At 63.8% G+C, this 13725-nt stretch carries 13 protein-coding genes; 5 read left to right on the top strand and 8 right to left on the bottom strand.

The window, feature by feature from the left end:
• Positions 1 to 109: 109 nt before the first annotated feature.
• The 3 genes from G6P99_RS23290 to G6P99_RS23280 all read right to left on the bottom strand — a co-directional run bounded on the left by G6P99_RS23290 (position 110) and on the right by G6P99_RS23280 (position 3712).
• Positions 110 to 1171, bottom strand: a complete 1062-nt coding sequence (locus G6P99_RS23290; protein WP_029082637.1) for an ABC transporter permease — start codon at positions 1169 to 1171, stop codon at positions 110 to 112.
• Entirely contained in the window at positions 1168 to 2694 is a 1527-nt protein-coding gene (locus tag G6P99_RS23285; RefSeq protein ID WP_029082638.1) for a sugar ABC transporter ATP-binding protein, read from the bottom strand. Before G6P99_RS23285 ends, G6P99_RS23290 begins: the two co-directional genes overlap by 4 nt.
• 64 nt (positions 2695 to 2758) lie before the next feature.
• Positions 2759 to 3712, bottom strand: a complete 954-nt coding sequence (locus G6P99_RS23280) for a sugar-binding protein (RefSeq protein ID WP_029082639.1) — start codon at positions 3710 to 3712, stop codon at positions 2759 to 2761.
• A 273-nt stretch (positions 3713 to 3985) separates the two neighbouring features.
• On the opposite strand from G6P99_RS23280, the gene G6P99_RS23275 reads away from it, so the two are divergent.
• From G6P99_RS23275 to G6P99_RS23265, 3 genes are all read left to right on the top strand, one after another.
• Positions 3986 to 5248 (top strand): ROK family protein, encoded by a 1263-nt coding sequence (locus tag G6P99_RS23275; protein ID WP_029082640.1) that lies wholly within the window; start codon positions 3986 to 3988, stop codon positions 5246 to 5248.
• A 77-nt stretch (positions 5249 to 5325) separates the two neighbouring features.
• A complete protein-coding gene (locus G6P99_RS23270) occupies positions 5326 to 6084 on the top strand; it encodes an SDR family NAD(P)-dependent oxidoreductase (RefSeq protein WP_029082641.1) in 759 nt (252 codons plus the stop codon).
• 447 nt (positions 6085 to 6531) lie between these two features.
• Positions 6532 to 7863 (top strand): calcium-binding protein, encoded by a 1332-nt coding sequence (locus G6P99_RS23265; protein ID WP_165123529.1) that lies wholly within the window; start codon positions 6532 to 6534, stop codon positions 7861 to 7863.
• 62 nt (positions 7864 to 7925) lie between these two features.
• Here G6P99_RS23265 and queA read toward each other — a convergent pair whose 3' ends face one another.
• From queA to coaD, 5 genes are all read right to left on the bottom strand, one after another.
• Positions 7926 to 9008: a tRNA preQ1(34) S-adenosylmethionine ribosyltransferase-isomerase QueA gene (queA, locus tag G6P99_RS23260; RefSeq protein WP_165123527.1), complete on the bottom strand. Its 1083-nt coding sequence runs from the start codon at positions 9006 to 9008 to the stop codon at positions 7926 to 7928.
• 142 nt (positions 9009 to 9150) lie between these two features.
• Positions 9151 to 9615 (bottom strand): peptidylprolyl isomerase, encoded by a 465-nt coding sequence (locus G6P99_RS23255; RefSeq protein ID WP_029082643.1) that lies wholly within the window; start codon positions 9613 to 9615, stop codon positions 9151 to 9153.
• Positions 9591 to 10031, bottom strand: coding sequence for a hypothetical protein (locus G6P99_RS23250; RefSeq protein ID WP_029082644.1), 441 nt, complete (start codon positions 10029 to 10031; stop codon positions 9591 to 9593). The genes G6P99_RS23255 and G6P99_RS23250 overlap by 25 nt, the downstream gene beginning before the upstream one ends.
• Positions 10032 to 10037: 6 nt before the next feature.
• Complete coding sequence (locus tag G6P99_RS23245; protein ID WP_029082645.1) at positions 10038 to 10580, bottom strand: peptidylprolyl isomerase; 543 nt, start codon at positions 10578 to 10580, stop codon at positions 10038 to 10040.
• A gap of 47 nt (positions 10581 to 10627) precedes the next feature.
• Entirely contained in the window at positions 10628 to 11125 is a 498-nt protein-coding gene (gene coaD, locus G6P99_RS23240; RefSeq protein WP_029082646.1) for a pantetheine-phosphate adenylyltransferase, read from the bottom strand.
• 268 nt (positions 11126 to 11393) lie between these two features.
• Here coaD and G6P99_RS23235 point away from each other — a divergent pair, with 268 nt between their 5' ends.
• Both G6P99_RS23235 and G6P99_RS23230 read left to right on the top strand, forming a co-directional pair.
• Positions 11394 to 11651 (top strand): hypothetical protein, encoded by a 258-nt coding sequence (locus G6P99_RS23235; protein ID WP_029082647.1) that lies wholly within the window; start codon positions 11394 to 11396, stop codon positions 11649 to 11651.
• Positions 11652 to 11804: 153 nt separating this feature from the next.
• Positions 11805 to 13703, top strand: coding sequence for a potassium transporter Kup (locus tag G6P99_RS23230; protein WP_051346498.1), 1899 nt, complete (start codon positions 11805 to 11807; stop codon positions 13701 to 13703).
• Positions 13704 to 13725 lie beyond the last annotated feature (22 nt).

Below are 13725 nucleotides of genomic sequence, written 5' to 3'. Positions count from 1 at the left end.
GCGTCGTGCGATTCATCAATCTTGCGCATCGAACTCCTCCCCTTGTTCCTCTACTCAGGGAACCGCGACCATATTCCTGAGTCCGGTCGCGTTTTTTCTTATCGAGTTGTCATGCCTGGTCGCCCGTACTCGTCGGCAACACAGCCGCGCCGTGCGATGACGCGCTTTGCAGAATTGTGCTTTCCTTCGATCGCGGCGCGCTGCGGGTGAGGCCGGCCAGCGCCACCTTGCGCCGGCGTCGCGCCTGCAATTGCTGATCCGCCAGCACGCCGAGCAGAATGACCGTCCCCATCACCGCGAAGTTCAGCGAATTGGGGATGCCAAGGATGTTCACCAGGTTCTGCAGCACCTGCAGCAGCGCCGTCCCCAGCACGATGCCGAGGATCGATCCCTCGCCGCCGCGCAGGCTGCACCCGCCGAGGACGGCAGCCGCGATCGCATAGAGCTCGTAGAAATTGCCGAACGAGCTCGGCGAGACCGAGTTGGTGTAGAACACGAACAGCACAGTGGAGATCCCGGCGAGCCCGCCGCTGATGATGTATGCCGTCGCAATCACGATATTGGTGCTGATGCCGGAGAAGCGCGCCGCTTCCTCGTTCTTGCCCACGGCGTACAGCCAGCGCCCGTAGACCGAGCGGTGCAGCAGCACGCCGAGGATCAGCGCGAGGATGATCAGGAGGATGAAGGTGTTCGGGATGCCAGCGACGTTGCCGGAGGCGATGTCGCTTAGTGTCTTGGCTTCATCGCCGTAGCCGAAGCCGCGCGTCGAATCGCTGGTGTAGTAGCGCGCGACGCCGCGATAGATCAACAGCCCGCACAGCGTCACGATGAAGGGCTGCATCTTCAGCCGCGTGATCAGGAACCCCTGGATGCCGCCGAGCCCGAGCCCGCCCAGTAGCACCAGAAGCAGCGCCAGCGGCCAGTCGAGCTGATAGGTCGTCAGCAGGTCGACGAACACGACGCCAAGCAGCGCGAACATCGAGCCGAGCGAAAGATCGATGCCGCCGGTGATGATCACGAGCCCCTCGCCCAGCGCGAACACGCCGAACAGGCCGATCAGATTGGCCATGTTCAAGAGGTTCACCCATGAGAGGAAGGCCGGATTGATCGCGCCCGTGATCGCGGAGATCACCGCCAGCAATATGAGCAGTCCGAGTTCTTTCTTCATCATGGCGCAGCGGCTTCCGTGGTTTCGAGTGCTTGACCGATCGCCAGCCGCAGCACGTTGTATTCGCTGAACTGCTCGCGCTCGAGCACGCCGCTGACGGCGCCTTCATGCATCACCGCCACCCGGTCGGAGACGCCGATCACCTCCTCCATGTCCGAGGAGATCATCACGATCGCGACGCCTTGGTCGGCAAGGTCGCGCATCAGCGCGTAGATCTCGCTCTTGGCACCGACGTCGATGCCCCGAGTCGGCTCGTCGAAGAACATCACGCGCGGCTGCATGGACAGCCACTTGCCCAGCACGACTTTCTGCTGGTTGCCGCCGGAGAGCGTCACCGCCTCGATATCGACGCTCGGCGCCTTGATCGACAGGCTCCTCGCCTGCTGTTGCGCGACCTCGCGCTCGGCCGCGCTGCTGACCAGCCACATCCGCGCATATTTGCGCAGGTTCGCGAGCGTCACGTTCTCCCGGATCGGCAATTCCAGCACCAGCCCGGATTTCTTGCGGTCCTCCGGCACCAGATAGATCCCCTGCCTGATCGCATCCTTCGGCGACCTGACACCGACCGGCGTGTTGTCGATGCTGATCTCGCCGCCGAGCAGCGGGTCGATGCCGAACGCCGCTCGGGCGAGCGAGGTGCGGCCGGCGCCCACGAGCCCTGCCAGGCCGAGGATCTCGCCGCGCCGCACCGACAGATTGATCTCCTGGTCGGGATAGGCGCTGGTCACAACGCCGCTGATATCGCAGCCGCCCGGCTGTGGCGGCTGCTTGGGCGGGGTGTAGAGCGTGTTCAGGTCGCGGCCGATCATCAGCCGGATCATCGCGGCATGGCTGAGCTCATGACGCGCCAGCTCACCCACCGTGCGCCCGTCGCGCAGCACCGCGACGCGGTCGGCGCAGGTCATGATCTCGCCCAGCCGGTGCGAGATATAGATCACCGAGATGCCGTGCGCCTTCAGATCGGCAATCACCCCCAGCAGCCGTTCGGTCTCCGAGATCGTCAGGCTCGAGGTCGGCTCGTCCATGATGATCACGCGTGCGTCCATCGAGAGCGCCTTGGCGATCTCCACCATCTGCCGCTCTGCGATCGACAGGCTGTCGACCAGCGTGTCCGGCGCGAAATCGGCGCCCAGCCGCTTGAGCAGCGGCGCCACGCGGGCGTGCATCTCCGAATTGTCCACCAGCTTGAGCGGTCCGCCGGTCAGCTTCTCGCGCCCGATGAAGACGTTGGCCGCGACGTCGAGATTCTCGAACAGGTTCAGTTCCTGATGCACGAAGGCGATGCCGCATCGCGTCGCCTCGCTCACCGTCATCCGGGCATGGTCGTTGCCGCCGATCCGGATCACGCCCTCGCTCGGCGCGATCACGCCGCCCAGCACGCGCATCAGCGTCGATTTGCCGGCGCCGTTCTCGCCGATCAGGCCCAGCACCTCGCCGCGGTAGACGCGCAGGCTGACATCGTCGAGGGCCCTGACACCGGGATAGGTCTTGCTGATGCCGGCGAGTTCAAGCAGCGTCTCCGCCATTCGTCGTTTCCTTCCGCACGACGCCCGGCAGCCAGTGGCGGCCGGGCGGTGAGACACACTGAAGTCACTTCTTCAGCAGTTCTTTCAGGGATGCGGTGAATTCCGCGACGTTGGACTTGCTGATCACCTTGGTCGGCACGATCAGCTTGCTGTCCTTCGGAATCCAGGATTTGTCGCCGTTCAGCGTCTTGATGATGTTGGTCGCGGAGAGGTAGCCGAACTCGTAGGGCTGCTGCACGACCGTGGATTCGATCGTGCCGTCGGAAACTCCCCGCAAGGTGCGCTGGTCCTCGTCGAAGCCGACGATCTTGACCTTGCCGGCCTTGCCTGCGGCCTTGACCGCGTCGTAGATCAGCGGCGTCTCGTAGCTCCACAGGCCGGACAGCAGCGCGATGTCGGGATATTTGACGAGCACGTTTTCCATGTTCGCCTTGGCCTTGGCGAAATCCACCTGGTCGGTGAACACGTCGACCAGCTCGACCTTGGTGCCGGCGATCGATTCCTTGATGCCCTGCACGCGCTCGCGGGCGTTGTCGGCGTCCATCGTGCCGACGAACAGCGCGATCTTGCCGCCGTTCGGCAGCGCCTTCTTGATCTCCTCGCCCGCCTGCCGCCCGGCCGCGACGTTGTCGGTGCCGATATAGGCGACACGATTGCTCTGCGGCGCGTCGCTATCCGTCGTGATCAGCACGGTCTTGGCCGCAACCTTGTTGAGTTGTTCGGTTGCGTGCGGCGCATCATCGACCGAGATCGAGATGCCGGCGACGCCGCGCACCAGGAGGTCGTCCAGCTCGCGCCGCTGGCCTGCCGCGGTGCCTTCGTTGGTGACGATCAGCTCGATGTTGTAGTCCGGGTGCTCCTTCTGCGCCTTCTCGAGCCCGCGGCCGGCAATGGTCCAGAAGTCGGCCGCCACATTGGTCACCAGTGCGATGGTCTTTTTCGACTCGGCCTGCGCCACGCCTGCGGCCATCGCGAGCGCGGCGGCACTCGCCAGCAGCGGCAGGAGCAATTTCTTCATTGGGCTTTTCATATGTACCTCCCCTTGATCCCCCCGGTGTGAGGGGCGTCACGCATCGCGCTTGTTGCGCTTATTTTATTTACGTAACGAATAAACTAGAAAGGGAAAAACACGCAGTCAAGGATGTTTTCACCCTTCTTCTCTAGCTTGAATAGTGCAAAAGGTACGATAATAGCAAATATCGCCCGATAAGTGGCCATCTGACTGTGCTTTTTCGATTACACCGGCACCTCACGCATTGATTAATTTCACTATACAAATTAAAGAGGCGATATGATTGAGCAGACCGAGCCCTCGAAGCGCGTTTCAGCCGTTGCCCGCGGATCGAATCGCGGCCGTCTCGTCGAGGTTCTGCGACGCCTGGGGCCATTGCCGCGCGTCGAACTCGCACGCAGTACGGGGCTGAGCTTCCCGGCCATTTCGGCCATCACCTCGAAACTGATCGCCGAAGAGGTACTGCGCGAGGCCGAGACGGTGTCCTGGCCCGACGACAGCGACGAAGACGATGCGGACGGGCTGAGCGGCCGGCGCCGCGGCCGGCCGGCGGTGCTGCTGACCCTGAACCCGGAGTTCGGGCGCGTCGTCGCGGTCTCGCTGCGGATGAACATGATCGAGACGCTGATCGCGGATTTCTCAGGCTCCCCCGTGGCGCAATCCCGGCTCGAGCTCCCGACGCGCGCGCTCGATGTCAGCGCGTTGCGCCAGCTCGTCGTGTCGCAGATCGATGCCATGCTCGATGCAACCGTCACGCCGCGCCATCGGCTGCTCGGAATCGGGATCGGGTTGCAGGGCATCGTGAACGCCGATACCGGCCGGCATCTGTGGAGCCCGGCGCTGTCGGTCACCGACATCGATCTGGCAAAGCCGATCCGCGAGGCGTTCGGTATCGAGCCGGTGATGGCGAACGATGCGGTCGCCGTTGCGCTGGCGCTGACCGCCGCGGAGCCGGCACTGGCGCAGGGTCTTTCGGCCACCATCGTGGTCGGTCACGGCGTCGGCATGGGCGTCGTCGTCGACGGTGAAGCCCGCTTTGGCGCCGACGCCGGCAGCGAGATCGGCCATGTCAAGCTGGCGCCGGACGGTCCGCAATGCCGCTGCGGCCAGCGCGGCTGCATCGAGGCCTATCTCGCGGACTACGCGCTCTACCGCGACGCGCGCACCTTTCTCGACCTGCCGCCGGCGGCGTCGCAGCAACCGTCCGAGCCGCAGATGGCGCTGCTGCGCGAGCGTGCACAGGGCGGCGATCCCCGCCTCGAGCATCTATACCAGGCGGCGGGCCGTTCGCTCGCCGAGGCGGTCGCCGCAACGATCTCGGTGCTGCGCCCGCATCACGTCATTCTGGCGGGCCCCGGCCTGCAGGCCTTCGAGATGATGCGCCACGCCTATGAGGAGCGGCTCGAGCAGGCGGTGCTGCCGTGGCTGCTCAAGTCCACCGCGATCTATGTGCGCCCGAGCGAATCCGCGGCCATTGTCGACGGCATGGTGCGGCGGACGCTGCGGGTCGTCGACCGGAATCGGATGGAAGCCGCCGAGTGAATATCGGAAGCTGCGGTGCTTTTTGAACCGTAGCAACGCAACAGACGCCGTTCAGGCGCAAAATCGAGAGAATGCCAATGCAGGGCGCGATCTATCCAAGCCTCAAGGACCGGACCGTATTGGTGACCGGCGGCGGTTCCGGCATCGGCGAGGCCATCGTCCGCCAATTCGTCGCCCAGGGCGCGCGGGTCGGCTTCATCGACATCGATGAGGCGGCCTCGAACCAGCTGCTGTCCAGCCTGCCGGCGCAGGCCCGCGTGCACTTCGCCCACGCCGATCTGCGCGACATCGGCGCCCTGCGCCGCGCGGTCGCCGCTATCCGCGAGGTGCTCGGGCCGATCACCATCCTGGTCAACAACGCGGCGCGCGACGACCGTCACGCGATCGAGGACGTCACGCCGGAATTCTGGGACGAGCGGATCGCCGTCAACCTGAAGCATCAGTTCTTCAGCGCCCAGGCGATCGCGCCTGACATGAAACAGGCAGGCGGCGGTGCGATCGTCAACATCGGCTCGGTGAGCTGGGTGATCGGCCAGGGCAACATGCCCTGCTACACCACTGCCAAATCGGCGATTCAGGGCCTGACCCGCGCGCTCGCTCGCGATCTCGGACCGCACAATGTGCGGGTCAATTCGATCCTGCCCGGATGGATCATGACGCAGCGTCAGCAGGAGATGTGGTTGACCCCTGAAGGCGTGACCGAGCTGATGGAGCGTCAATGCCTCAAGCGCAAGCTGGTGCCTGACGACATCGCCCGCGTCGTGCTGTTCTTCGCCGCCGACGACAGCGGCGCCTGCACCAACCAGAACTACATCGTCGACGGCGGCTGGGTCTGACCACGGCCGCTGCCGCTCAATTCAACCGCGCACAACCGATCCACTTCCGCCTGGCACCGCTACAAACCGCGGCCTGGGAGCGCGCACAAAACGACACCTCTCCTTACCCAATTCGGGTTTGCCCGGGTTCGATTCTGTCCGTTGCATCGCGCCCGCCCTCACAACGCACGAACCTCCGAAGCATTTGGCCGACCGTCACACCAGCACCAATTGACTCCCTCAGACGGGGTTGCTGGGTTCACGCCTCCGCGTGTTAATTGGTTCACACCCGCGGCTTTGGATTTGCTGCAAACTGATTGCGGAAATTATTTGCCTACCTGCGGCCTCGTCCTGCTCGACGTTAAATCAGCTCTGTCACCAATCACCGAACTGAACCGTCGTTGACCTTGGACCAGATGTTTTACGAAGCCGCGTTGGCAGACAAGGCATTGCATCAGAGGTTTTCAAATGGCGACATTTGCGGCCAATACCGAATCCGTCAGCTTCGCGACCCTGTTTGCCGTGTTCAACCAGACCAATCCGGTTGACCTGCTAAATGCCTTTTCGAACCAAAGCCCGTCCGGATTCACTTACACGGCAGATACTGGCTACACCGTGACCGTGAGTGGAAGCGGGTTCACCTATACAAATTATGTAATCATCAATATCCCTGCGTCAGGGACAGTTACCGGGATTTCAGTGCTTCACAACGGAGTGCCCGTTTTCACCGTGACGAATACGTCAGTCGCGGTCGACTTCACCGCCTGGTACACGATCAACACCTCGGGAGGAATACCGACTGGAGCGTCGCTTCATATTCCTGTCGACGCGCTGATCGCTGCTTTCTTTGCAGGTAATGACAGCGTCAGTGGTTCTACTCTGAGTGACTTTCTCTTGGGCGCAGCCGGCAACGACGTCATTCTCGGCGGCAGCGGCAACGACAGCATCGACGGCGGCAGCGGAAACAATCTTCTTTACGGTGGCGACGGCAACGACCTGGTCAGTGGAGGATCCGGCAACGACGTGCTCGTCCTCGGAAACGGCAATGACACCGGCTATAGCGGGAACGGCAACAATTACATCTACGCCGGCAGCGGCGATGATTTGCTGGTCGGCGGAAGCGGACTCGACGTCCTGCTCGGGGAAGATGGCAATGATTCCATCTACGGCGGCGGCGGATTCAACTATCTGTTCGGCGGATCGGGCAACGACGTTCTGGTCGGCGCGGGAGGCTCTGGTGCCAGCGACGTCAACGTCATGTACGGCGGCGATGGTGCGGATTATCTCTATGGCGGAGCCGGCACGAATTACTTCTACGGCGGCGCCGGCGTCGATACTATGTATGGCGGATCGGGCCTGAATATCTTCATCTCCTCGGGCGAGACCGACGGCAACGTCATCTACGGCGGTTCAGGCCAGAACTATGTCTACGGCTCCAACGGCGGAGATACGGTCACCGGCGGCAGCGGCGTCGACGTGTTCCTGATGGGCGCCGGCGCCGATGTCATCAACGGTGGCGGCGGCGTTGACTATGCTTGGGGCGGCGGCGGCTCGGATACTTTCGTGATATCAGATGCCGCTCCCGAGGTCATGGTGATCGAAGACTTCAATGTGGGTGGCGTCAATGATGTGCTGAATTTTGCCGGGACCTCGCTGCACTCATTCGCCGACGTCCAGGCCGCCTCGTTCTACTCGCCGGGGATCAACACGACCATCATCACGGATGCCGCCGGCAACGCGGCCTGGCTGATCGGCGTCGGCCCCGCGCAACTCGATGCCAGTATGTTCAAGTTCACCTGACGCTGGAGGGCTTCTCCGGGACGCCAAAGCTGGGATGGGCGGACCTCGCTCATCCCGGCAATTCACCGGCCCAGCTTGTCGCGAAACAACAAGCAGGCATCGCCGTAGGAATAGAACCGGTAGCCATCACTGATCGCCTGCGCGTAGGCGCGCTGCATCGTCTCGAGGCCGGAGAAGGCCGAGACCAGCATGAACAGCGTCGAGCGCGGCAAATGAAAATTTGTCAGCAGGATATCAACCGCGCGGAAGCGGTAGCCCGGCGTGATGAAGATCGAGGTTTCCGCCGCAAACGGCTGGATGCTGCCGTCGGCATTGGTGGCGCTTTCCAGAAGCCGCAGCGACGTGGTGCCGATCGCGACGATCCGGCCGCCTTTTGCGCGCGCGGCGTTCAGCGCGGCGGCGGTCTCGGCGGTGATGCAGCCCCATTCGGCATGCATCTTGTGCTCGGAGGTTTCGTCCACCTTGACCGGCAGGAACGTCCCTGCCCCGACATGCAATGTCAGCCGATGCAGCTCGACGCCGCGATTGCGTAACGCGGCCTGCAGCGCCGGCGTGAAGTGCAGCCCCGCCGTCGGCGCTGCGACCGCGCCTTCATTGGCCGCGAACATGGTCTGGTAGTCGCTGACGTCCCGGTCGTCGGGCGTGCGCCTGGAGGCGATGTAGGGCGGCAGCGGCGTGACGCCGACATCTGCAATGGCCTGGTCGAGCGCGGGGCCATGGAACGAGAATGACAGCGTCACCTCGCCCTCCTGCCCCTTGGCCTCGACCGTCGCGTCGAGATGGCCGAGCAGGCAGACCTTGCCCTCATTGCCGAAGCGGATGGTGTCACCGGAGCTGAGCTTCTTCGCCGGCTTCACCAGCGCCTGCCAGCGCGAGCCGTCAAGCCGCTTGATCAGCGTCGCCTCGATCTTCGGCTCGGTCTCGCGCCCGATGCGGCGGCCCTTGAGCTGGGCCGCGATCACCCTGGTGTCGTTGACGACGATCTGATCGCCCGGCTCCAGCCAATGCGGCAGGTCGGCGATGGTGGCGTCGCGCAGCACGCCGTCGGGATGCACCACCAGCATCCGCGCGGCATCACGCGGGCTCGCGGGGCGGAGCGCGATGCTGTCGGGCGGGAGCTCGAAGTCGAAGAGATCGGTGCGCATGGTCAAGCTGTCATTGCCGGGCATAGTCGTTCGAAGGACGGCGTCGCTTCCGCTCGCCTATGCCCGGCAATCCATCGTCTACGAACAAACTTCCAAGGATCGATGGATGCCCGGGTCAAGCCCGGGCATGACCACCTGCATCTCAAGCCGCGTCGGCGGCCATGCGCGCCTTGACGATCTTGTCCGGATCCTTCACCGGCTCGCCGCGCTTGATCTTGTCGACGTTCTCCATGCCCTCGGTGACCTTGCCCCAGACCGTGTACTGGCCGTTGAGGAAGGAGGCGTCGTCGAAGCAGATGAAGAACTGGCTGTCGCCGGAATCCGGGCTGGCGGCGCGCGCCATCGAGGTGGTGCCGCGGACATGCGGCTCCTTGTTGAACTCGGCCTTCAGCTTCTTGCCCGAGCCGCCCGTGCCGGTGCCCTGCGGGCAGCCGGTCTGCGCCATGAAGCCGTCGATCACGCGGTGGAACACGATGCCGTCGTAAAAGCCCTCGCGCACCAGCTCCTTGATCCGCGCAACGTGGCCCGGCGCGAGATCCGGGCGCATCTCGATGGTGACCGGGCCCTGGGTGGTTTCGAGGATCAGAGTATTTTCGGTAGCAGCCATGCTCGCTTCTCCTGGCTTCGGGGTGGATATTTCTTGTTCCTGAACGGGATCGCGAACGGACGGCCAGCCACCGCGCCGCCCAGACTCTCGGTAAATGGCAACGGCGTGCAGCGTTGCAACGCCTCCATCACCGCGACCCGGTACGCGATCCGGTCATTGTCGGTCGCTTCCTGCGATTCATAGCTGATCCTCGGATGTCCGAGGATCGCGCCCTCGCGGTTGAAGCTGACGATCACGGTGATGTCGAGCGGGCCGGCCTTGTCCGCCGGCGGCGGCCGCCAGCAGCGGTGGATGGCCAGCACCACATCCTTGATCGTATTGAGTTGCTCCGGCTCGGCCGCCACCGACCCGGTCAGCGCGAGCCACACCGCGAGCGGCGCGGCGAACCAGGCAAGTGGTTTGCTGCGCGCCGCCATCGCGGATCACTTGATGTCGGATGCGACCTGCACCTTCACCATCTTGTCGGGATCAGGGACCGGTTCACCGCGCTTGAGCTTGTCGACCACGTCCATGCCGGAGACCACCTCGCCGATCACGGTGTACTTCCCATTCAGGCTCGAGCCGTCGGCAAACATAATGAAGAACTGCGAATTCGCCGAGTTGGGATCGCTGGTACGCGCCATGCCGACGATACCGCGCTTGTAGGGAACGTCAGAGAATTCAGCAGGAAGATTCGGATATTTTGAACCGCCGGTTCCGTTGAAATTCTTGCCGTCGCCGGTCTGCGCCATAAAGCCGTCGATCACGCGGTGGAACGGCACGTTGTTGTAATAGCCCTCGCGCGCCAACTGCTTGATCCGTTCGGCGTGTTTCGGCGCGAGATCGGCCCTCAGCTTGATGACGATGCGGCCCTTGGTGGTGTCGATCACGATCGCATTGGCCTTGTCGAGACCGGCGGGCAGCGGTTGCGCGACCGCGGGCACGACGCAAAGCAGCGCGGCGACGAATGCAAGAATGCGGATCATGGAAACTCCGGATCTCTGGACGTTCGGGATGTGGCAGGCAGCCGGGGTCAGCCGACGAACTTGGCCTTCAGGCTAGCGGCGACTGATGACGGCACGAATGAAGAGAAGTCGCCGCCCATCTGGGCGATTTGGCGCACCAGTGTGGCGGTGATCGGGCGGACCGCGACCGACGCCGGAACGAACACGGTATGCACCTCGGGTGCCATCGCCTCGTTCATGCCGGCCAGCTGCATCTCATAGTCGAGATCGGTGCCGTCGCGCAGGCCGCGAATCATCAGCGCGGCCCCGGCCGTCCGCGCCGCCGCGACCGTGAGGTTGTCGTAGGTGGAGGCCTCAAAGGCGCATCCGGCTTTTTGGGCGATCGGGTCGAACACCTCATGGACCATGGCCAGCCGCTCCTCGGTCGAAAACAGCGGCTTCTTGCCGGGATGGACGCCGATGGCGACGATCAGACGATCGCAGAGGAAGACGGCCTGTTTCACCACATCCAGATGGCCGTTGGTCACGGGATCGAAGGAACCAGGATAGATCGCGATACGGGGCATAGCCCCTCCTAACCCGCCCCGCTCGCCCCGGCAAGCGGCCTTGGTTCCATCGATACCCACAAAACATTTTGCCGCTCGTCCAGTGAACGAGTTCTGGGATGCCAGCGTCTACAGGGGTGAATGTTTCGTCGGCCGCTGGCGGACGAAACAAAACCGGCCCTCGACGACACCATTTCCCGCGGTGGCGAAGACACCAGGAAACGTCCGGCCGGTAGAGATTGCACAACGAAACGACGGGCCCGGGGGGCTCGTTCACATGGGGACCGTCATGATCAAGGCATTTTCCGCCATCGCCGTTGCCGCGTTCACTGCCGCCGCGCTCACCGTTCTTCCGGGCTTTGCTCCGCAGGTCGAAGCCTCCACCCCGCAGCCGCTCGCCAAGGCCGATCGTCTCGATATCCATCTGGTCGGCAAGGACTGTTCGCAACAGGCCTGGCCGAATTTCGAGGCCTCCTGCCTGCGCTCCGCCGGCACCAAGACTGTGGTTCGCGAAGCCCGCCTCGTCACCGCCGATCGTACGCCGTAGTCACTTCTGACCGTAAGGGCGTCACTTCCGACCGTCACACAAATCCCAATGGTAATTTGCGGCGTCCCGTCGCAGACTATCGTCTAAGGCGCCCGTCCGGATGATCCGGCGGGCACAAGCCACCAGGGGATTGCCGTGACGAGTACGCCCGCGATCGTTTCTTCTGGCCACCCTCCGAGCAGTCCGATCCCGATTGCCGTCACCCTCGGTGCCTTGGGCGTCGTCTATGGCGACATCGGAACCAGCCCCCTATACGCCCTCAAGGAAGCCGCCAAGGCCGCCACCCATGGCGGACCGCTCACCGAGAGCGCGGTGCTCGGCGTGGTCTCGCTGATCCTGTGGGCGCTGATCCTCATCATCTCGCTTAAATATGCGATGCTGATCCTGCGCGCGGACAACCGCGGCGAAGGCGGCATCGTCGCCCTACTGGCGCTGCTGTCGGCGCGCAACGCGGCGCCCGGCACCTGGCGCGCCCATCTTCTGGTCGTAGGCCTGATCGGCGCCGCCCTGCTCTACGGCGACGGCGCGATCACGCCGGCCATCTCGGTGCTGTCGGCGATCGAGGGCCTGAAGGTCGACGCGCCGTCGCTGGCGCCGGCCGTGGTGCCGGTCACCGTCGTCATCCTGATCGGCCTGTTCATGATGCAGAAGCAGGGCACGGGTTTCATCGGCAAGATCTTCGGCCCGGTGATGCTGTTCTGGTTCGGAGTGCTCGCAGTGCTGGGCATTCACGGCATCGTCAAGGCGCCCGGCGTGCTGGTTGCGCTGAGCCCGTTCTACGCATTCGATTTCCTGATCCATCAGGATTTTCACGTCAGCTTTGCCATCCTGGGCGCCGCCTTCCTCGCGGTCACCGGCGGTGAGGCGATGTACGCCGACATGGGGCATTTCGGCCGCTTTCCGATCCGGCTCGCCTGGTTCGCCATCTGCCTACCCGCGCTGGTGCTGAATTATTTCGGCCAGGCCGGGCTGTTGATCACCGACCCGACCGCGATCGACAACCCGTTCTTCCAGCTCTCGCCCGACTGGGCGCATTACCCGCTCGTCCTGCTTGCGACCATCGCCACCGTGATCGCCTCGCAGGCCATCATCTCCGGCGTGTTCTCGCTGACCCAGCAGTCGATCCAGCTCGGCTTCCTGCCGCGCATGCATATCGAGCACACCACGAGCGATGCGATCGGCCAGATCTACGTGCCGCTGGTGAACTGGCTGCTCGCGGCCGGGACGCTCGGCGCGGTGCTGGCCTTCGGCACCTCGGACGCGCTGGCCGGCGCCTACGGCATCGCGGTGTCGCTGCTGATGGCGATCACCACCCTGCTCGCCGCTTTGGTCGCGATCCAGTGGGGCTATTCGCCGATCATCGTGATCGCGGTGAACGGCTTTTTCTTCATCATCGACGCGATCTTCTTTGCGGCAAACTCGACCAAGCTGTTCGAAGGCGGCTGGTTCCCGCTTCTGCTCGCGGCCGCGGTGGCGTTCCTGATGCTGACCTGGCGCAGCGGCGTGAAGCTGGTCGAGAAGGCACGCGGCAAGCTGCGGCAGCCGGAAGAGGATCTGATCGAGACCGCCGTCAACAAATGCAGCGCCCGCCTGCCCGGCACCGCCGTGTTCCTGGCGTCAGCCCCCAACGGGGTGCCGCTGGCGCTGACCCAATTCGTCAAGCACAATCACGTGCTGCACCAGCGCGTGCTGCTGGTCACGGTGCTGATCGAGGAGCGGCCGAGGATTTCCGACGAGGAGCGCGCCGAGGTGGTCGAGATCGTCCCGGGCATCACGCGGATCATCCTGCATTACGGCTTCATGCAGTATCCGACGATCTATGAGGGGCTCAAGCTCGCCTGCCAGCAGAGCAAGCTGCCCGGTATCGATCTCTCCGACGTGACCTACTATATCGGCCGCGAGACCATCATCCCGCGTGAGGACGTTCCAGGCATGTGGGTGTGGCGGGAATCGCTGTTCGCCTTCCTGCAGCGCAATGCAGAGCGGACGGCGGCTTTCTTCGGCGTACCGACCGGTCAGGTCGTGGAGTTCGGCACCGAGATCGAGATCTGATCTCGCCGTCTGCGTAGCCCGG

This window comes from Bradyrhizobium sp. 6(2017), assembly GCF_011058295.2.
Lineage (GTDB): Bacteria > Pseudomonadota > Alphaproteobacteria > Rhizobiales > Xanthobacteraceae > Bradyrhizobium > Bradyrhizobium septentrionale.
Note: the sequence above shows the minus strand (reverse complement) of the source record. Positions and strands in the feature narration are given on the sequence as shown.